Annotated in this window: 16 protein-coding genes, 2 tRNA genes and 1 pseudogene; 1 reads left to right on the plus strand and 18 read right to left on the minus strand. The window is 39.9% G+C overall.

Going from position 1 to position 20185, the window contains the following annotated elements:
• Positions 1–118: 118 nt before the first annotated feature.
• The 10 genes and pseudogenes from M2470_RS03500 to M2470_RS03545 all read right to left on the minus strand — a co-directional run.
• Positions 119–490 (minus strand): annotated as a pseudogene (locus M2470_RS03500) (MIP/aquaporin family protein); the annotation flags it as partial.
• 37 nt (positions 491–527) lie between these two features.
• Entirely contained in the window at positions 528–2042 is a 1515-nt protein-coding gene (glpK, locus tag M2470_RS03505) for a glycerol kinase GlpK (protein WP_280743938.1), read from the minus strand.
• A 10-nt stretch (positions 2043–2052) separates the two neighbouring features.
• Positions 2053–3618 (minus strand): glycerol-3-phosphate dehydrogenase/oxidase, encoded by a 1566-nt coding sequence (locus M2470_RS03510; protein ID WP_280743937.1) that lies wholly within the window; start codon positions 3616–3618, stop codon positions 2053–2055.
• A 92-nt stretch (positions 3619–3710) separates the two neighbouring features.
• On the minus strand, positions 3711–6056 hold the full coding sequence (locus M2470_RS03515) for a transglycosylase domain-containing protein (RefSeq protein ID WP_280743936.1): 2346 nt from the start codon (positions 6054–6056) through the stop codon (positions 3711–3713).
• Between the two features lie 52 nt (positions 6057–6108).
• Positions 6109–7119: a nucleoside hydrolase gene (locus M2470_RS03520; RefSeq protein ID WP_280743935.1), complete on the minus strand. Its 1011-nt coding sequence runs from the start codon at positions 7117–7119 to the stop codon at positions 6109–6111.
• A gap of 243 nt (positions 7120–7362) precedes the next feature.
• A tRNA-Lys gene (locus M2470_RS03525) sits at positions 7363–7467 on the minus strand.
• 945 nt (positions 7468–8412) lie between these two features.
• The gene (locus M2470_RS03530) at positions 8413–9168 is read right to left on the minus strand and encodes a hypothetical protein (RefSeq protein ID WP_280743934.1); all 756 of its coding nucleotides are present in this window, start codon (positions 9166–9168) and stop codon (positions 8413–8415) included.
• Between the two features lie 246 nt (positions 9169–9414).
• Positions 9415–9801, minus strand: coding sequence for a hypothetical protein (locus tag M2470_RS03535; protein WP_280743933.1), 387 nt, complete (start codon positions 9799–9801; stop codon positions 9415–9417).
• Positions 9798–10082, minus strand: a complete 285-nt coding sequence (locus tag M2470_RS03540) for a hypothetical protein (RefSeq protein WP_280743932.1) — start codon at positions 10080–10082, stop codon at positions 9798–9800. The genes M2470_RS03535 and M2470_RS03540 overlap by 4 nt, the downstream gene beginning before the upstream one ends.
• A gap of 356 nt (positions 10083–10438) precedes the next feature.
• A complete protein-coding gene (locus M2470_RS03545; RefSeq protein WP_280743931.1) occupies positions 10439–10894 on the minus strand; it encodes a JAB domain-containing protein in 456 nt (151 codons plus the stop codon).
• A 1251-nt stretch (positions 10895–12145) separates the two neighbouring features.
• Between M2470_RS03545 and M2470_RS03550 the strand changes: the two genes are divergently transcribed.
• Positions 12146–12946 (plus strand): hypothetical protein, encoded by an 801-nt coding sequence (locus M2470_RS03550; RefSeq protein ID WP_280743930.1) that lies wholly within the window; start codon positions 12146–12148, stop codon positions 12944–12946.
• 18 nt (positions 12947–12964) lie between these two features.
• On the opposite strand, the gene M2470_RS03555 is transcribed toward M2470_RS03550, so the two are convergent.
• The 8 genes from M2470_RS03555 to M2470_RS03590 all read right to left on the minus strand — a co-directional run bounded on the left by M2470_RS03555 (position 12965) and on the right by M2470_RS03590 (position 20183).
• Positions 12965–13258, minus strand: a complete 294-nt coding sequence (locus tag M2470_RS03555; protein ID WP_280743929.1) for a hypothetical protein — start codon at positions 13256–13258, stop codon at positions 12965–12967.
• Positions 13259–13298: 40 nt separating this feature from the next.
• Complete coding sequence (locus tag M2470_RS03560; RefSeq protein WP_280743928.1) at positions 13299–14003, minus strand: phage Gp37/Gp68 family protein; 705 nt, start codon at positions 14001–14003, stop codon at positions 13299–13301.
• A gap of 110 nt (positions 14004–14113) precedes the next feature.
• Positions 14114–16045, minus strand: coding sequence for a hypothetical protein (locus tag M2470_RS03565; RefSeq protein ID WP_280743927.1), 1932 nt, complete (start codon positions 16043–16045; stop codon positions 14114–14116).
• A 146-nt stretch (positions 16046–16191) separates the two neighbouring features.
• Positions 16192–16740: a hypothetical protein gene (locus M2470_RS03570; RefSeq protein WP_280743926.1), complete on the minus strand. Its 549-nt coding sequence runs from the start codon at positions 16738–16740 to the stop codon at positions 16192–16194.
• Between the two features lie 156 nt (positions 16741–16896).
• Entirely contained in the window at positions 16897–17838 is a 942-nt protein-coding gene (locus tag M2470_RS03575; protein WP_280743925.1) for a hypothetical protein, read from the minus strand.
• A 69-nt stretch (positions 17839–17907) separates the two neighbouring features.
• Positions 17908–19098, minus strand: coding sequence for a site-specific integrase (locus tag M2470_RS03580; protein ID WP_280743924.1), 1191 nt, complete (start codon positions 19096–19098; stop codon positions 17908–17910).
• A 126-nt stretch (positions 19099–19224) separates the two neighbouring features.
• Positions 19225–19297 (minus strand) — tRNA-Lys (locus M2470_RS03585).
• Positions 19298–19379: 82 nt separating this feature from the next.
• Complete coding sequence (locus M2470_RS03590; RefSeq protein ID WP_280743923.1) at positions 19380–20183, minus strand: MBL fold metallo-hydrolase; 804 nt, start codon at positions 20181–20183, stop codon at positions 19380–19382.
• Positions 20184–20185 lie beyond the last annotated feature (2 nt).

A 20185-nucleotide genomic window follows, 5' to 3' on the forward strand; every position in this document is an offset into this window, starting at 1 on the left:
CAGATAAAGATACTAATTCTTGCAGATATAAACAAGAAATAATCAAACTAATATATTGTCAATCAAATAAATGAAATGCTTTTAAGGATAGACTAATTACAGGATTGCTTATTTCTGCATTGGTACTGAATACGCCTAATTTTGCCCCGGCATCTTCTGTGGTATCAAAGTGATCTTTATATACTACCCATACGAGGAATGCTCCTAAGGCAGCACCCAGCATTTGGGCGGCAATATACGTACAAACATCGCACCAGGGGAATGTTCCACCAATGGCTAATCCGATGGAAACTGCCGGATTCAGATGCGCTCCGCTATACGGTCCGGCTACTACCACACCTATAAACACACCCAGCGCCCAGGCTGTTGTAATAACGATCCAGCCTGCGCCATGCCCTTTGGTCTTGTTCAGACAGACATTTGCCACTACGCCACCTCCCATTAGGATTAGTAGCATTGTACCTAATAATTCAGCTATAAATGGAGTCATGTTATTTAATTGAATGTTGAACGTTAAAAGTTTAAAATCATTTTTGTTCGTTTGGCAGCGCCCAGACTCGTGAGCTTCCTACTGCCTTATGCCATTCGGATAGCAACAGACCGGCTTCGCGTTCTTTCATTTCCGGATTGAAAACCTTGTCCAGCGACCATTGCTCTTTTAACTCGTCGATGTTTTTCCAGTAGTTAACAGCCAGACCGGCCAGATAGGCTGCTCCCAGAGCGGTTGTTTCCAATACTTTAGGCCTTACTACCGGGCAACGACAAATATCTGCCTGAAACTGCATCAGGAAATTATTGGCAATAGCTCCGCCGTCTACGCGTATTTCTTTCGGCTTGGCGTTGAAGTCGTTTTCCATAGCCATTAGTACGTCGTATACTTGATAACAAATACCTTCCAGAGCTGCACGGGTGAGATGTGCGGCTGACGTTCCGCGCGTAATGCCTACGATTGTTCCTCTGGCGTATTGATCCCAATAGGGAGCGCCCAGTCCGGTGAGGGCAGGCACAAAGTATACGCCTCCGTTGTCGGGAACAGATAAGGCCATTTGTTCGCTGATAGATGCATTGGGTATCAGTCCGATGCCGTCGCGCAACCATTGGATAGCCGCTCCGCCGACAAAGACGCTTCCTTCCAGGGCATATGTCACCTTGTCACCTATTTTCCATCCGATAGTAGTAAGCAAATGGTTCTGAGACAAAACCGGCTTCTCTCCGGTATTGACAATCATGAAACATCCTGTTCCGTAGGTGGTTTTTATCATTCCCTTTTCGATACAAAGTTGTCCGAAAAGAGCTGCTTGCTGGTCTCCGGCTATTCCTGAGATCGGTATATTTCTTTTGAATACCGGACTGGATGTTTCGGCATACACTTCGCTGCAACTGCCAACTTTGGGCATTAGTGAGGCAGGTATCGTGAATAAATCCAGTAGTTCCTGATCCCATTGCTGCTGATGTATATTAAATAACATGGTACGCGAAGCATTGGTAATATCGGTGACGAAGCATTCGCCGCGCGTTAGCTTCCATACCAGCCAGGTGTCAACTGTTCCGAAACAAAGTTCTCCCCGTTCCGCCCGTTCACGTACACCTTTTACATTGTCCAGTATCCATTTAATTTTGGTAGCCGAGAAGTATGCATCAATGACTAATCCTGTTTTCTGCTGGATATATTCGGCATAGCCTTTTTCCTTTAGTTCTTCGCAAAAGTCAGACGTCCGGCGGTCTTGCCATACGATGGCGTTGTAAACCGGAAAGCCGGTTTCCTTGTCCCAAACGATAGTCGTTTCCCGCTGGTTGGCAATGCCTATACAGGCGATGTGTTCGTCGGTAAGGTCGGCCTTAGCCATTGCCTCTTTGATGACTGTCGATTGTGTATACCAAATCTCATTCGGATCATGTTCTACCCATCCCGATTTCGGGAAATACTGCTGAAAAGGCTTTTGTGCAAGGGAAATAATATCTCCCTGCCGATTAAAGAGAATAGCCCGTGAAGAGGTGGTTCCCTGATCGATAGCTAATACGTATTTGTTCTTAAAAGTCATATATTTACCGTTAATCGTTGAGTATATAATTGCTGACTAATTGTTTAAAGGCTGTGAGCTGGGCATCTTTCCAAGCCGGGTCTTTTCCCTGCTCAGCCATGAGTATCTCTGCTACTTGCGGAGCTATTTCCAAGGCTGCACGAGCGTCCATAAAGAGAATACGGAGCCTGCGAGCCAATACATCTTCCAGTGTGCAAACCATTTCGTTCCGGATAATCCAGCTTACTTCTCCCACAGTGAAAGGGTAGTGGGTATGTAGCCGCTCGGACATCTCCGGTGACGAATTGATCAGTTCCCGGATCTCGTCGGCATCTGTCCCGTACACATAGAGTGGGTCGGAAAAGTTAGGATTAGGCTTTGCTCCGTGAATAGGATATGTCTCGGTAACACAATCGTGCGTTGAGATACGCATATTACGGATAGCAAAGTCTACTGTCTCTTGAGCCATTCTGCGATAGGTAGTCCACTTGCCGCCAATAATAGAGATCAGGCCGGAATCTTCCCGTATGATCTTATGGCTGCGGGATATCTCTTTGGTTTTCTTTCCTTCACTGCGAGGAGCAGCCAGCGGGCGAAGTCCGGCAAAGACAGACAGTACGTCGCTGCGCTTGGGAGCGCGGGTCAGGTAATGTCCTGCCGTAGTCAAAATGAAGTTGATCTCTTCTTCCAGGGCAACGGGCTCTTCTACAGCTTCCTTCATCAGCGTATCGGTAGTTCCTACCACTACTTTATCATGCCAGGGAACGGCAAAAAGCACACGCCCGTCTGAGGTTTTAGGTATCATTATGGCGTAATCGCTTTGCAGGAAAGACATATCCAGGACCAGGTGCACTCCCTGACTGGGACGTACGCTGGGACGCTTACCCGGTGTATCCATCTGCAGGATATCATCTGCAAATACACCGGTGGCGTTAATGACAGCTTTTGACTTGATAGTGTACTCCGTATTGGTTTCTTCATCCCGAACGCTAACACCGCTTATTTTGCCATCTTCCTTTAACAAACCGGTAACTCTCATGTAATTAAGAACACATGCCCCGGCATCTACGGCTGTTCGGACGAGGTTAATACCCAGGCGTGAGTCATCAAACTGTCCGTCATGGTATAAAATTCCGGCTGTTAGCCCTTTCTGACGCAAATTGGGGATTGTCTTTACAGACCGCTTGGGACCTATGCACATGGAACGCCCGAAGCGCAGAATACCTGCCATGAAATCATAGAGTACCAGTCCGCAGAAGTAGAAAGGCCCTTCCCACCAACGATAGCAGGGAATCAGGAAACGCTGATCTTTTACGAGATGTGGAGCATTTTTGCGCAGGATACCCCGCTCGCGCAAGGCTTCAAAAACAAGTGACACATTTCCCTGAGCCAGGTAACGGACACCCCCGTGTACCAGCTTGGTACTTCGGCTGGACGTTGCTTTAGTGAAATCAGACTGCTCGAATAAAGCGACACTATACCCGCGTGTTGTAGCATCAAGCGCCACACCCAGCCCCGTAGCGCCTCCTCCGATCACAATAAAATCAAAAGGCTCTACCCTTGAGGTTAACAGATGAATAATGGTTTCGCGCTTCATAATATAAAGAATGTGGTACGTTGTACGTAGTATGTGGTAAGCTATAAGGGGTATGTGCTTACTTCTTACCACATACCCCTTACCACAAATATTTATTGAAACATCTTATCAATGCCTCCTACATCGGTAGGGATGTTTCGTATGTCTTCTTCGCTATATCCTTTACAAGGATTGGCATATTGAGACGGAACGTCGAAATTTTCTGTTTCGGAATATCCCAAAGTCTTGTCTGCATATACTTTTTGCATAAAGATGCCATAGATTGGGAGTGCCATGCTGGCTCCCTGTCCTTCGTTCATGGTGTCGAAGTGGATGGAACGGTCTTCTCCACCTACCCAACAACCTCCCACCAGGCTTGGTGTAAAGGCCATAAACCAGCCGTCTGAATGATTTTGCGTTGTACCTGTCTTGCCGCCCATCGGCACACGGATGTTGTAGCGGTAGCGGATACGGCTACCTGTTCCGCCATCCATTACGCTCCGCAGCATGTGCAGTGTTTTATAGGTGGCTTCTTCGGTTAATACATCCTGCATATGCGGATTGAATGTCGCAATAGTATTTCCATATGAGTCTTCAATGCGCGTAACATACATCGGTTCTACGCGTATACCTTTATTGGCAAAAACAGAATAGGCTCCAACCATCTCGCCCACAGAGATATCAGGCGTACCCAAAGCCAGCGAAACAACCGGATCTATATTCCCTTTCAATCCGAACGAGTGCAAAAGGCGCACCAAGGTGTAGGGAGAAAGCTGTTTCATCAGATAAGCTGTCACCCAGTTGGAGGAGTTCTGTAGCCCCCAGTTGATGGTCACCATTTCGCCTACCCGCTTGGCTCCTGCATTCTTGGGAGACCAGGGAGTCCCGTTTTCGTCGGTCAGATGCTGCTGCACGTGTAATACCTGGTCACAGGGGCTGAACCCTTCCAGCATAGCCAGGGAGTACAGGAACGGCTTCATGGTTGAGCCGATCTGACGGCGACCTCCGTTCACCATATCATACTGGAAATTATTAAAGTCTATTCCTCCTACATAAGCTTTTACATGTCCGGTTCTCGGGTCCATAGCCATAAAAGCAGAGCGTAGGAAACTCTTATGATAGCGGATAGAGTCCATTGGAGACATAATGGTGTCTACTTGTCCATTCCAGCTAAATACTGTCATCTCTACCGGCTTCTGAAATTCCTTCCGTATATTCGCTTCACTCATACCTCCTTTCTTCATACCTCTGTAGCGGTCGGTTTGTTGCATGGAACGGAATAAAATAGTGTCTACTTCTTCTGTCTTCAATATCCGGGAGAAGGGAGCATAACTCCGTCCTTTCTTTTCCTTAAAGAACGCGGGTTGCAAGTTTTGGCCTATATGTTCGCGAACGGCATCTTCGGCATATTGCTGCATACGGGCGTCTATGGTTGTATATATCTTTAATCCATCGGTGTATATATTGTAGAAAGATCCGTCTGCCTTTTTGTTCTTATTGCACCAGCCATACAGAGGATTCACCTCCCAGGCTGTAGAATCTTCCTGGAACTTCTGACGTTGCCATGCGCCATAGTTCTTCCATTCAGGCTTCTTGGCAGTCATCGTCATGCGAAGGTATTCGCGAAAATAAGGCGCCAGCCCTTCTTTATGGTCGAGCCGTGAGAAATGTAGTGTCAAAGGCAAAGCAGACAGTGAGTCGCATTGAGCTTTGGTAAGATAATCAGCCTTTTCCATTTGCGACAGAACAACATTCCGGCGCTGACGCGTCCTGTCATTGAATCGTACCGGATTATATAAAGACGGATTCTTACACATACCGATCAGTGTAGCAGCTTCTTCTACCTTCAAGCCTCTGGGCGTAGTATTGAAGTAAACCTGAGCTGCCGACTGTATTCCTACGGCATTGTACAGGAAGTCGAACTTATTTAGATACAGATTAATAATCTCTTCTTTGGTATAATACCGTTCGAGCTTAACAGCTATCACCCATTCGATGGGTTTCTGAAGCAGACGCTCCAGCATATTATTTACGTTGGGCGAATACAACTGCTTAGCCAACTGCTGAGTAATGGTACTTCCCCCTCCGGCGTTTTTCTGAAACAACAATCCTCTTTTGATAATGGCACGAAACAATCCCTGAACATCAATCCCGCTATGCTTGGAGAAACGAATATCTTCCGTAGCAATCAAGGCTTTCACCAGTTCCGGCGAAAGGTCATTGTAGTTGACCTGGATACGGTTGTCCGAACTGTGCGCATATCGGTTCAGCGTCTTTCCGTCAGCCGAAATAATAAGGGAGGCGTATTTATCTATAGGATTCTCTAACTGCTCTACTGGGGGCATATAGCCAATAGAGCCTTTGGATATAGCAACAAAGAGAACAACTACTGTCAACATGATAACAGCATACAATATCCAAAACCCGAGAATGATATTCTTTTTTACTTTTGATGTCATATTTATTTCTTATGCTTCACGAACTCAAACGGCAAAGTTAGTAAAACATTTTTTATTTCATAGGCTGATGCTTCATGTAGTTTTCTATTAAAGCAGTAACTTGCTGTATCGGCATTTTCTCTATCAGCCGGAGGTGATTGCCATTCTCGTCCGCTGTCCAGTTGTTTGAGCCTTTCTCATCTGTCAGGGCAATCCTGCCTCTCTCTACATTATAATAAGGCTCATACCCCTTAATGGACACCAATACAGCCGTTTGATCCCAACTCATCCGCCCGTTTTTATCTCCTTCCGCCAGGCACAGACGATAGGTATCAACAACCGGACTACCTTCTACATCCATCTCAATAACAGACGTGCCGGTTAGAATTTTCTCTCCGATTTCAAATCCGCTAAAGACAATCTCAGTTGGCCATTTGCTGAATACAACAGCTGAAGCCGGAGTGTCAATATATACATTAAACTCATATCCTTGCGGAAAACCTCCAGCCATCGAAACCAGCCGTTTAACCTTTTGCTTAACCAACTCTTCCCCGTTCAGCGGACTATAAATATCCCCTTGCGAAAGGAGCAATCCCGCAAGGTTTGTAAAGAAGCCTACCGTGCAGATCGTAACACTTTGATCGTCCGCTTTGCTTAATAGTTGGCGATAAACACTCACGGCATCCGGCACATCCGAAGTAGCCTGTACCTTATGTGGATAATGAGCCGGAAGATACTCTGTCCATTTATCCTTATGCCATGTAGTGAGGTTTGGAGCATTCTCTCCCTTAGGTGCTCCAAGCGGAATATCCGGTCGCCCAAAATACGTATTTAACACATCAATACAAGGAACAACCATCTCATGACAATTAGAAGAAAGAGTGGCCAGGATAGTAACCTCTCCGCTGTCTGCCAAAGCATGCAAAAGCGCCATAGCCCCCACATCATCATAGTCAGGCCCCAGATCGGTATCAAGGATCAGATTAACAACCTGTTTGCCGGATGTTCCCGTCTTGTCATTACAACCTACACAAACAACAAAACATAGCAATAATAAACAAAACACAGCATATTTAACTTTCATACAGACAAAGATTTAAGATTACACAATGAGCAACTAAAAATCAAATATATAATATTATTTTTAAAATCCCACAACTGTTGAACACAAGTTCCACAATTGTTGAACACGAATTCAACAGTTGTAGAACATAAGTTCAACAGTTGTGGGACTTAATTTGAATCCGTGTAAATTTATAGAGAGAAATAAGAGAGAAGCTAAGGGGCTAAAAACAAAAAAAGCCGCTTAAATAGCGACTTTCCTTTGTGACCCCGGACGGGCTCGAACCGTCGACCCAATGATTAAGAGTCATTTGCTCTGCACGCCTACAAAAGCTTCGCTTTCGTACGCCACCAACTGAGCTACAGAGTCTTATAATGCTGCGCTTTTTCACTTCTCATTCGTCTTTCCCCGATGGTTTAACTCACGGTTTAACTGACAGGGTTAAATCAAGAATGATTAATAATAAATTTCATATTTTCTCCTTCACGTTAGAAAGAGCATCAGAGAGTCCGCCAGCCAATAAAGCTAACGGTAATATCCTTAATGAATGTCTGCTATTTAATATAATAGTATTATGACTGGACTTGTCCTCATAATGCCCTATTATGTTATATAGCTTTTAGGCATTCGTTAGGGATATGGAGCCTATAACAGCTACCCTAAAATCTATCCCAAGGAATAGCCACCACTAAAATAGGTATAAATATCGCTGCTAATAACAAAACTATCTATAATATAAAGATGAAATGATTTCACCACCAACAATAACTCCTAAAACAATTAGGACTACTTTCAACCATCTGCTGAAAACATATTCTCTCAAAAATATTGAAAAGAAAAATACCCCCAATAAAAACAGAGCAATTAAGGGTATATAGCTAAAGACTTCGCTTAGTGCTAATACTGTAAAGTACAGAATACAACAACTAATATAAAAGATTCGCTTATGCCTAATATTCTGCTTAACAAACTCATAGCCTATGCATAGGAACATCGAAAACAGAAATAAGCAAACATTCAAAATAAAACCATATATATTGTAAATTCCAGGTAAGGGAAATATTCTTGCTATAAAATCCAACAAATCAACAGATAAGCATAAAATAATGAATAATAAAATGCCATACCCTAAGCCTTTTAATATCTTAATAGAAATATTCTTAATTGATTCTAACCGATTCATATTTAAATTAATAATTCAATAATATATCATCATAATCTTCACAACCTCAATATTGGGACATTTCTGTATCGGGGTCTATAAAACGGAAATCAACTGATTTTTGTCCCACTCAACTTTATAAAAAGATAGCATTATTCATAATGATAGTTTATTGTAAGAACAACAGTTTCATCAAGAGATGCAGTAGAAGAAATCCTGCCCTCACTATCCCTTTTAATGTTCATGAGGTAATTGGGTAAATAAGAAACAGGTTTTCCAGAAAATCCTCCATAATATATTAATTCTGTTATACCAAATGTGGCTGCACCAAAGAGTATAATGGGCTCAACCCCTCCTGTGTTTTCTTCATTTGATAAAAGTATATCATAAGAGTGTGAGTTAGGATATCCATAGCTTATAATACTGATTTTAGTATCATAATATTTGTATGCGTGATGGCTTTCCGCAGAACTTTCCTGCTCCCATTTTTCTTTTATGTAACCTTCCTCATTATAATGACATTCAAATTGCTCAACCCACTCTTCGCTATCTTCTGGATAATAGGTAACTGTCATTTCAGAAGCATAACCTTTATCATTTAAAGCGATGATAAAAGATGTTGTATAAATAGAGCCTTCTATTGCTTTTGTTGTGCCATATATGCGATTTTTATCATATGAAGCTTCTAAAGATTGTCCTTCAGTATCATAAATTTTAATAATACGTCCAGATTTATCCCTTTGAAAATTCATCCTATAACCATTGTTATCGCTAATCGCTATTAGCTTCTGAGTTATTAAAGATGTTGCTGGCTTTTCATCAGGTTTCTCTCCACCTTCTTCACTACTGCATGAGGCAAAGCATAATATAGCTATCACAGTAGCCATGATTAGTTTAAAAGTTTTCATAAGTTTAATTTATTGAGTTTATAATGAATTCTTCTGTTTAAAACTATAGACAGGGACATTTTTAACTTGGGGCCTATAAAACCTTTATTCTGAAAAAAATGTCCTTGTCAAATCAATACTAACAGCGTTGGCTAAAAAACTGTACCTATAGCAATTGGTATCCCAGCATTTATCCACAAACAACAAAGAATAAATATTTCAGGATTGCCGCTTTTTTTTGCAGCAGCAATCCTTCAATGTTTCCAATCATATTTCGACTCGTTTTGATATATGTGCCATCAAATAATCGCCATTCCACTGCATGACAATATGTTCGTTAAACCTCGCTCGCATAATAATAACATTGTAGCCACCACAAACAACAGAATTGTCATCTTTGATCGTGTCAACTCTATATGTATATGTTTTTCCTCGCAATACTACAGTAACCCACTCCTTAGTGATAGAAATACTTCCTATATTAAGGTTATTTCTAACTAAAGCACCTGAAGCGTCTGTTTCAACACAGTAGTCAAAATGGTAAACATAACCAGGAAGATAGTCGTATTGCTGCTGACCACATCTGGGGTTATCCGAAACATTCCACGAACTAAGTACAAGAATAGTCATAATGCTAAATACTAACTGTTTCATTTTTCTTTTTCATTAGAAATGTATTGCTTAACTATACTTTGCATGTATCCGACGATTTCTGACAACTTTCCATGTTCGAATTCGTCTTCAATCCCATTTTCTTTCAGAAAAGACCGAAACCAACCTTTGCATTCTTCTTCTGTCTCTCCTGCAATAGCAGATTCAATAACATATTCTTTAATCTTGCGAAAGGTGCCAGCGTGCCCCAATAGACCGTTTTTCACATGAGGTGAATCGTTAATCTCATTTTGCAAAATTTCTTTTGCGGAATCTAAACTCATAATAATAATCTTTTTGCTTCCTATTCCCAACAGAAGCGGTTATAAAAAAAGAAGCAGGGAACTATCCGTATATCTTATCTGCTTTAGAAGGTATCGCCAGAGACCCCCGAACAAATAAGCGAATAGACCCTGCCCTTTATGTGATACGCCTTGTAAAAGGAATATTCCATAGAAAGACAGAGCACTTCTTCGCTATCACTCGTTCGGATTCGAAAAACTGGCGATTTTTCTAAAGCAGAGTAATATCCTAGAATGCTTCTTATAATAAGTACTTCACTACCTTGCTAACTCTTTAGCCATAATGAAGTAATGCAAAGATAAACAAAAGCGTTAAATATCGTATTCTGATAAAAGAATTATAAAACTCCTTCATCAGCAAAAGAATAATAACCTTCTGCTGTAATAATCAGATGGTCTAACACAGTAATATCAAACAACTTGCAAGCCTCTTTAACATTGTTAGTGATGCATCTGTCCTGATTGCTAGGCATCATATTGCCTGAAGGGTGGTTGTGGCAAAGAATAATGCCACTACTGTTAGACAGGATTGCAGACTGTATGATTAGCCTAATATCGACTATAGTTCCGTTAACTCCTCCTTCACTTATAAGGTGAACACCAAGCACCTTGCTAGCACGATTCAGTAATACCACATTAAAAGACTCCTTGTGTTGGATTGTCTTCATATCAAAGACGTGCTCCATCAGAAAACTAAAAATATCCCGCGAGTTCTTAATCTGCAACCTTTCAGAAGGCTTGATTAGGGGCTCATAGTGGATAGTAACATCACAAACTTTATAAACATCTTTCATCTCTGTAAATGATTAGATTAAACAATAAGAGAGCCACTCATTGCTGAATGACTCTCATTTTGAATTGGTTGTAAAGGTTAAATGATATGTTTATTTCCTCCCCAAAAAGAAAAACCTATTAGATTTCTGCCTTATGTTATTTGAGTAGCAGTTTTCTCTAAGAGTGATTTCCCCAATAGGGCAGGTCAAACTAAAAATGCAGCGTAGTTTCCACAGCTACAATTCGAGTTATAATATATCATTTTCCTCTGAGCCACCTCTCGGGGCGTATTGGGGAACACTACTATCGCTCACATACCTATAGCTATGTTTGTATGGAACATCTTACTAGATTTTAACGGGGAGGGGGTGTTTTTTGTTGATTCCTTTATATACGGAACATCACTCAGGAACAAGCCATTTTATGTAGTTATATTGTTCGTATTTCGGTTAGTATAAAATTTTAGAAAATTGATTGTATATGACCCGATAAAAATTTCATACTAAAGTGGATTTATCAACAATAGAGTGACCTTTTGCATGAATTTTCTGTAACATGGCACACCGTAGTACCATTAATAGAACATATAGAGGTACAGTGGTTGTTTTTGTAGATTTATCGCATTTCATTTTTTCAACCTATCAAGTCTTTGTACCTTTGTTTATCTCCAAATCGAAAACTACCCTACGTCCCAGTAAACGGAATAACTCACTTCGCGTCCGGTTCTGGCATTACTACTACCTTTAAGAGGACGACGTCTGATAGATACATTATTTATAAACCAACCAAACCGTAATATGTACCATACCTACGAACAGTTAAAAACAGAAGCTATTAAAGCTGGCATACCAGATTCACGAATGCATATCGCCATTTGGGCGCAACTTAATGGATATGTAAAAGTAAGAAAACAGATTAACCACATTAGACAAACCTATTATTTCAAACCTACCAAATCGCTTCAATAACTAATTGGAGAAAAAACATTAGGCAATATTTAATCCCGAAAAAGTAAGATGTAAAATTTTAGGGGTATGAACATGTAAAAAATTAGGGGGCTATACTATTAACTAATATACTATTAACTATTTTAAGTTCGCAACTCTTCCAGAGTTCCAAACATGGAAATCACAGAATGTATATCAACAAACAGACCAACCAAACTTATGAGGACCGAAAAGAAGCCAAATTGTCTCTTGGCAGTTCTCAGTTTAATAGATTATTAAAACGTAAGATACTTTATTATACCAACACACAACCATCTGCTAACTATGGACTACAGGATAATACCTATAAGCAAACTCTTAGGACTCACCGTAAATGAAGCATACACTTATTTATGTTTATTGGCTAAAACAGACTTTGTAACATATATATCACATGTAAGCCTTCAGACTCTATGTGAATTGACAGGAATAAAGAAAACAGAAACTATATCGGGTCATATAGACACTTTAATTGATAAAGGTCTGGTACTCCGCAAATACCGTTATAGACGTGAAGGCACCAATACTTATGAACTTTATAAGCCTGAAAAAGACTTTGTAAGAGTCAATCTGCAATTATTGAGAACAGATATTCCAGTAAAGTTGAAAGGCTTCCTAATCCTTCTAAAATGCCTCTGTCTGAATAATACTAACTATACTGGGTATTGCAAATCTGAAATCAGCAAATTATTGAATATTAGCAGACCAACAATAGACAGCTATCTGAAAGAGTGTATTGCCCTTCGTCTGGTAAAGGAAGAAAAGACAGGATTCACTATAACCAATTCTGAAATTTTCATTATAGACCCGGTTCGTGGCTCAGGTGAATTTCATGATGTATTCTTTGTCCCTGTCCGTAATTATCTAATAGATAAAGGTATAATTCCACCTCACTATGATGAGAAGATATTCCGCAGATTCACGTCCTGTTATAGCAGTCCGGACTATATTATAGCTGCATTAGACAAACGTAAAATACCTAAAGGTACTAATTGCAGTTGGCAGTATCTGGCAAAGGTGCTAAATGTATCTATAGAAATCCACCCAATAAAAAGAAACTCCTATGGGGTGGATTTTAGATTATGATTCTTATAGACCTAATTTTTATCCTTTCTGATTCAAAGCATCCCTTAATCTAGGATACCGGAGAACATCCTTATATTTTCCTCTTTTTCTATCTGACATCAGCAACATGGCTTTCATAGACAGATACATTTCATCTCCGTAATGTTCATCTATTTTAACCATAGCATCGTCTGAAAGACAGAAACTATTTATGTTCAAAGCACACCATTCGACATATATAGGGTCTTTATGAAAGACTTCTGCAAGGGTTTGACCTTTGTATTTTCCAAATGTAAAAGGAGTGTCCAAATGATAAATTTCTACGCCAATCATGTTTTTTTAGTTTTAAAAGTGTTAATACCGGAGTGTAGATTTATTTCGGAAAATTCATATACGTTTTGCCATTAAGTAGATTTCCTCCGTTACCATACCTACCGCCCCATTGTTTAAAGAAGAATGTCACGTTTTGCTCTTCGCATTGCTGTTGGATGTCTAAAACCCACTCTTTTTTCATCGGGCGTGCATTTCTCCCTTTTTCTCCGCCAACAATAACCCAATCAATGCCTGTTAAATTCAGATTATTCAGCGGACCGAGTAAAGGCTCAATAGATAAGAATTTCAGTTTAGCGCCTGTTTCTCTTAGCTGGTCGATTCTATTTATAACCTTCTCGTTTTCGACTGTAACCCCCATCCAAATGTTGTCCGTCCATGTTAAATGAGGACTTAACTCCAATAGCCGATCCGCTCTTTTTGTTAGTATCTGGAAATCAAGGTGGGGATTGCGATGCATAACCTGAAAAATTCGCTGGAGAAACTCAAACAGAACATCTTTGTGAAAAAAGTCACTCATCGAATTAGCGAATACCCTTCCGGGTTCTTTTTCGTAGTCCGGTTCATTGAGTAGCCTTTCATGGCATACAACAGTATTAAAGCCAGCCCTGTACTTAAAAGAACCTTTTGACTGAAAATCTTCAGTAATTTCTTTCGCGTAACAATTTGCGCATCCATCTGAAATTTGAGTGCATCCTGTTATCGGATTCCAAATATAGTCTGCCCACTCAATGTTTGTCTTATTCATGTTTTTTTATTTTTTAAATTGTAAATAAATGTTTATATGTAATCTTATTGCTTGTATATACCTTAGTACCAAATTTTAGAAAATCAGTTCTATATGACCCGTGAATAATTTCATACTAAACCCGGTTTTAAACCTTTAAGCCTATATGAAGGCGGTTTTTCATTATTATTGAGACTTGCAATGAAATAATCATATACCGTATCGTCAGTTATAGTACTCATAACATTAATCCCTTTCTGCCCGTCTCCATATTCTTTGAAGGTGATGCCATGAGCCCGGTATATCATTTTTAGCCTGTCCCGAAAATCTGTTTTTGATACGTAACTTTGTGTTTCAATTTCATGCCGGAACTCTTCTTCAATATCTTTCACTACTTCCGGGCTAAATCGGAGTTTCTGTGATTCCTGCAAATCATATGCCTTCAACTCCGCTTCTATCGCTCTTTTCTTCCATTCCGATGCTTCGATTCTTGGTCGCCCTATTTTGAAATAAGCATCTATTATAAATTCATCGTCTGGGTATGAAGAGCGGATAAATTCAATCGTACTCTCCAAATCAAAACTTTCATCCCGTAGTTTCGCTTTTTGCATACGTTCGATATGTTCGACTATGAGCTTCCAACGGTCTTTCTGTTTAGCCTTAGACATTGCAAGCTTATCGTCCTCTCCTAATAGTTCTTCGGGAATGAAGGTTAGATTGAAATGCCCGGTATCTTCGTATGCCTGCTTCAACCTATACTGGTCGATATAGTAGGATTTAACTCTTTCTTCATTATACCGATTATCAACTTTAAAAGGGTCTATTCCCCCGTCAGCATCCATGAGCAAGGCATAATCCATTTTCTTTAGTTGCTTCTTGTGAATAGCTTTCTTTCGCTTATTTATCTCATTTTTGTAGAGCCCTTTAATCGACATGTACTGCTCTTTATTAGCTTCAATCTCCTGTGTAACTTCCTCTTCTGTTTTCACCCGGAGTTTGTCATTCACATTAGTAATGAAGGTAAGTGAATTATATCGCTTGCCATCTTTGAAAACTTTCCTGAATCGACCTTGAATCTGCACGGCTTCCGTAAATGGGTCAATAATGGAATGAGCTACTTCTCCCAAATTGCTAAGTACAAGAATATTGCATCGCTTCGTCACCCATAAATCGAATGCCGTAAAGAACCGGGATGTGAAAAAATTAATCTTAGCCAACGGAAGATTTATCTGCTCATAACTGTTTTTGAAACGGACTCCCTTTAATAACTTCACACTCTTTTGCGAACAGAATACTTTGTATTCACTCTCTTTAATTATGCCGTTATCCAGTAGCCACGTTAGTAGCTTATTTATTCCTTTCGTTGTCTTGTAAAAGACACAGATCGGGCTAGAATCTGCCAATAAACGTTGTATTTCCGCTTTAATAGTTCGATTAATACTGCGGGTAACAATCAATGTCGCATCCTTTTTATAGTCATATGTGGGCTTGACTTCTAACCACCTAAAACCATGCTCTTTGAATATCGGACTTCTTGGTTGAATCGGAGTTGCCGAAACGTACGCTTTGCCTGCATATGCAAAGAAATCATTAATCGGTATCGATATGGCAGGTCTGTAGCCGGTATCTTCTATTAGCTTGTCACATTCGTCATAAAGGCAGAAATAGTCTTTGTGTAGGTCTATATTCAACTTCTTTGCAATGGGTAATACCTTCTTCACATACCCCTCCGGTGTAGCAACGATTTTCTTAAACTCTATATCCGTTCTGTTGAAATACCGCTCAACATCTTTCTTTGTCGCCTTCTCGTAAACACCTAAATAATTAGGATTATTCTCTGTTTTGCCTACAATGGCAGGAACAGGAGGTTCTATAATTATAGAGTTGCGTTTTGCAATTAGTTCTCCATGTGTAGCTCCTCTGCCTGGTTCTACCTTGTTTAAAAATACCATTGTTGGAATATTTTCATATCCTGCTCGTTTTAGGGCATCAGATAGCCACTCTCCCTTATTTATTGGGATTTCTTCGACCGGAAGGGCAAAATCTTCATCAGGATTGCTCATAGTCATCTTATTTTATATAGTAAGAAAATTTGAAAAATTGGGTATATATGACCCAGAGTAAATTTCATACTAATCTTGATTTCGTAGGGATATTCAATTTTTTAGTAAAAAAGTGAGGAGAAGAAAGACCTCTCCCCACCGTAAACTTAATCAAAGTACGACTCCTGATTAATCACTTCATGCTCCTTAAGGTAGTTGATTAATTCCTCTGTTTTAGCTGGGGTAAAGTGCATTTCCATTTTGCGAGCGTAGGTCTTAATGAACCGCATACGTACAGTCCCTTTTCTGTCAGTAAATTCACCTGCATACTTGGGTATTTTCCCAGATTTAACACTGCGTTTGAGCATGTCTTCTTCGAAGTTCCCTTCGTAAGGTGGAATCTCCCCGCCTACCCCTTTATAGATAGGAACATTCTCAAACTTCTTGAAAAGCACTTTCTCCAGTTCTATCACCAGATTTTCATCTGCTTGGCATGTGTAGTCCGTTTGGCGAGAGCTTTCTCCATTTTTTAATCTGATCAAAGCCCTTGCCCGAATATGAGGCTGACCATTCGATTGATAGAAAGTAACATTCACCAATTCAGCACCATTTTTAACATCATTTGCTACGTTTCTGAGAAGTTGCTCCATTGGAACCTTGAAATAACTTGTTTCAGGCACAGAAAATTCTTCTTTTTTCTTTTTTTCTTCTGTCATAATAAATAAATTGTTTTAAATTTGCTGCAGCAAAAAGCTACAGGCATTCATCCGAATGCGTTGCAAATTTCCACATTTTCAACGGATACAAGCCTAAGTGAATTGGGGTATAAAATTGATTAAGAGAAGTAAAATACCCCAATATAAATTGGGGGGTTAAAGGTCTTTTTTATTAAGGATGCAATTGCGAATATAATCTCTTTTGTCTTGGTTGCTTTTATCAGGTAGTTCTCCTGTGATAATATGCAAATAAGATAGTGTATCATATATGAAACAGCCAGAAAAGGTGTCAATTTTGCCTGTAGCTTTTATGAATTGGCCTTTAAGCAAGTTGCCATATAAGCTAGTGACGTATTCTTTGAGTTGCTCTCTTTCATTTTTTCTTTCGGCTAATATGATTTTGGTTAGTCCCTGATTAGTAATTGACAATGGCTTTGGGTTATCTGGCGAATAGTTTAAATTCCCGTCTTTATCTCTAATTAATTTCAATTTCTTTATACCATTTGGGGAACCCTCCCAACAGATATCGGACAGGTATGACTCTATTCTTTTGTTTTCAAATAACCATGAGAAAAGTTTTTCCGTTAATGCCTGTTTGCACAAAACTAATGTACTTTCATGAATGATTTTTGAAGGTCGTTCATTCTCCTTCTCAATCTGGGCTCTTGTTATCTTTCCTGTTTGAGATAGAAATTTTAAGTCTTCTGCAAGCTCCCTAATTTCATTATTCTGATACCCGTACATAATATCGAAACATGCAATAAGTTGTTTCCATTTTCTGTAAGCAGCTCTTTTATCTTCCTTGTTTATTGCTTTTTCTTCTACATCAAGTAGTTTATATTGGATCGCCATTCCTCTAATGTAGTTTATTAGCTCCTTTCTGGCTGAAAAAACATCTGCATTATTAGGGGTTTTAAATTTGTATTTTTCATCTCTACTCAGTCTGAATAAAGCAAGATAGTAAAGTGGCCTCCCTTTTAAATCATGAGACTCATCTCCTTTTTGACATATATAGATTTTTCCGTTAATAATCTTTCCATATTTATCAGCAGGAATAATATCTCCGTTATCATCGTAATAATATTTTATTTTATCCACTACAACAATCTGCTTTTATCCGCAAAAATAAAAAAAATCCCACCTCCATTGCTGAAAGTGGGATGATTTTTATAGCAGATTCTTCATCGCCTCGTCTATCTGTGAGTTTTCAAAGCTATCAAGGTAGATTTGAGTAACCTTTTCCGATGAGTGTCCCATTATTTGGCTTATAATGGCTGTGGGTGCTCCTGAGCGTAAAAGTTGGGTAGCCTGTGAATGTCTGGCAACGTATGTCGTTAAATTTATTGGTAGATTTAATTCTTCTCCAACAGCTTTAAGATATTTGTTGACTTTAGTTATCACCTTATGTACTCTGTTCGCTTTCTGTTGTCCGGTCTTATGAAACGGAGATAGAATCGGGAACAGGTACGGACTACCGGACTGCTTATATTGCTCTATCAACTCTATGGCTTTAGGCTGCAATGGTAGCTTTATCAACTTTCTTGTTTTTTGTCTGGTATAAACAAGCCTGCCATCAATGAGATTATCTTTTGTCAGATAGGCTATATCAACGAAATTGATACCGCCCTGTAAATAACTGAACATAAACAGGTCAATAGCAAATACTGTGTAGGCATGCGATGTTTGATAGTTAGTAATCGCTTCAATATCCGCTTTGCATACCGCCCTTTTGGCAGTTTCTTTGCTCAACTTTGAGACATTATAAGAATTAAACGGATAATATTCTGGCTTAACAATGTTTGTTTGAATTGCCATGTTGAAAATAGCTCTCAGCGTTCTGAAACGAATGCCGATTGTATTGTCACCCAAATCTTTTTTGCGGAGAAACGTTTCATAATTCTTTAACCAAGTGCTATCTATGTCAGAAAAATAAATATCTAAATTGCCATTGAAATCTATCAGTGAATTCATAAGCTGCTTATATGACAATGCGTAATTCAGCCTGTTTTCATCATTAAGCCGTTTAATTTCGTTGTCAAAAACACCTTTCACTGTTTTAGGCAGGATAGGCTTATTGACCTTGTTAATCAGACTTGATGCAGTGAAATCTTTTTGAACAGACTTTAGTTCTATTATTTGGGCGGAATATTCTTTCAACTTCTCGTTTATCAGAGATTGTATATTATCTCTGTCAGGACAATTCCGTTTTAATTTGCCCTTCTTAAAGTCCCAATACTGCGGATTAATTGATATGCCAAGACTGGAATATTTCTTCTTTCCGTCTTTGCATACACGAACCATTAACGGATGCTCTCCGTTTGCTAATGTTTTTGATTTGTAACACAAGATGTTAACCATGATTTTTCGGTTTAACTCTTGGTTTAACTCACATGCTTAAAACCGTGTAAAATCGTAGGGAGAAATAGGAGAGAAGCTAAGGGGGCTAAAAACAAAAAAAGCCGCTTAAATAGCGACTTTCCTTTGTGACCCCGGACGGGCTCGAACCGTCGACCCAATGATTAAGAGTCATTTGCTCTACCAACTGAGCTACGGAGTCATTATTTTGTCTAACTTTTTCTTTGTTTGCGGGTGCAAATATAGAGGTTTAATTTTTTCTCTGCAAATTTTTTTCTTCTTTTTCATTCGAATTCGTAAAGGTCGGAAGGAGTCGATCGCTTGAGAGTTGTGAGTGTTACGTCTTTACCTACGCGGATGCCTTCACGGAATAAACGGATGTCTATTGTTTTGTATGCCAGTTCGGGGTGATTGTTGTCGCGACTGAGATGGCATAGCCAGATGTTTTTTAGTCCGGGATGGTAATGGGTGGCCAGAAATTCTGCAGCTTCCCGGTTGCTGAGATGGCCTGTCGGACTGGCTACCCGTTCTTTAAGAAAGTGAGGGTAGGTGCCGGATCTGAGCATTTCTTCGTCATAGTTGGCTTCGATAATCAGATGGTTGGCCAACGATAGATACTTGCTTACGGTATCTGTAATGTGGCCTACATCAGTGGCAAACGTGAAGCGGTGATTGCCAAACTCTATGTGATAGCCTACATTGTCTGTGCTATCGTGCGGAACTTCAAAGGCTGTTATACTGAAGTCCCGGATTTGGAAAGGCACTTCTTTTTCGATGATTTTACGCGAAGGGCCTAATACTTCTTCTACATAACGGCTTTTCTCTATTCCGTGATGAACGGCATCTGTTGTATAGATCGGGATATTGTATTTTTCACCCAGACAGCCTACCGTCTTAATATGGTCGGCATGGTCATGAGTAACTAATACAGCTACTATCTTGGAAAGGTCTATAAAGCGTTCTTTTAGTACTTTTGTAATGGTACGAATTCCGATACCGGCATCTACCAGGATGCCATATTCCGGAGTTCCTAAATAATAGCAGTTCCCACTGCTTCCGCTTGCTAAACTAAAAAAAGTTAGTTTCATAA

The organism is Parabacteroides sp. PH5-46, from assembly GCF_029892785.1.
Classification (GTDB): Bacteria; Bacteroidota; Bacteroidia; order Bacteroidales; family Tannerellaceae; genus DFXE01.

What these genes read in the sequence shown, in the direction of transcription:
- glpK (WP_280743938.1), bottom strand. Translation starts at nt 2,042, where the DNA reads ATGACTTTTAAGAACAAATACGTATTAGCTATCGATCAGGGAACCACC.
- M2470_RS03510 (WP_280743937.1), bottom strand. Translation starts at nt 3,618, where the DNA reads ATGAAGCGCGAAACCATTATTCATCTGTTAACCTCAAGGGTAGAGCCT.
- M2470_RS03515 (WP_280743936.1), bottom strand. Translation starts at nt 6,056, where the DNA reads ATGACATCAAAAGTAAAAAAGAATATCATTCTCGGGTTTTGGATATTG.
- M2470_RS03520 (WP_280743935.1), bottom strand. Translation starts at nt 7,119, where the DNA reads ATGAAAGTTAAATATGCTGTGTTTTGTTTATTATTGCTATGTTTTGTT.
- M2470_RS03530 (WP_280743934.1), bottom strand. Translation starts at nt 9,168, where the DNA reads ATGAAAACTTTTAAACTAATCATGGCTACTGTGATAGCTATATTATGC.
- M2470_RS03535 (WP_280743933.1), bottom strand. Translation starts at nt 9,801, where the DNA reads ATGAAACAGTTAGTATTTAGCATTATGACTATTCTTGTACTTAGTTCG.
- M2470_RS03540 (WP_280743932.1), bottom strand. Translation starts at nt 10,082, where the DNA reads ATGAGTTTAGATTCCGCAAAAGAAATTTTGCAAAATGAGATTAACGAT.
- M2470_RS03545 (WP_280743931.1), bottom strand. Translation starts at nt 10,894, where the DNA reads ATGAAAGATGTTTATAAAGTTTGTGATGTTACTATCCACTATGAGCCC.
- M2470_RS03550 (WP_280743930.1), top strand. Translation starts at nt 12,146, where the DNA reads ATGGACTACAGGATAATACCTATAAGCAAACTCTTAGGACTCACCGTA.
- M2470_RS03555 (WP_280743929.1), bottom strand. Translation starts at nt 13,258, where the DNA reads ATGATTGGCGTAGAAATTTATCATTTGGACACTCCTTTTACATTTGGA.
- M2470_RS03560 (WP_280743928.1), bottom strand. Translation starts at nt 14,003, where the DNA reads ATGAATAAGACAAACATTGAGTGGGCAGACTATATTTGGAATCCGATA.
- M2470_RS03565 (WP_280743927.1), bottom strand. Translation starts at nt 16,045, where the DNA reads ATGAGCAATCCTGATGAAGATTTTGCCCTTCCGGTCGAAGAAATCCCA.
- M2470_RS03570 (WP_280743926.1), bottom strand. Translation starts at nt 16,740, where the DNA reads ATGACAGAAGAAAAAAAGAAAAAAGAAGAATTTTCTGTGCCTGAAACA.
- M2470_RS03580 (WP_280743924.1), bottom strand. Translation starts at nt 19,098, where the DNA reads ATGGTTAACATCTTGTGTTACAAATCAAAAACATTAGCAAACGGAGAG.
- M2470_RS03590 (WP_280743923.1), bottom strand. Translation starts at nt 20,183, where the DNA reads ATGAAACTAACTTTTTTTAGTTTAGCAAGCGGAAGCAGTGGGAACTGC.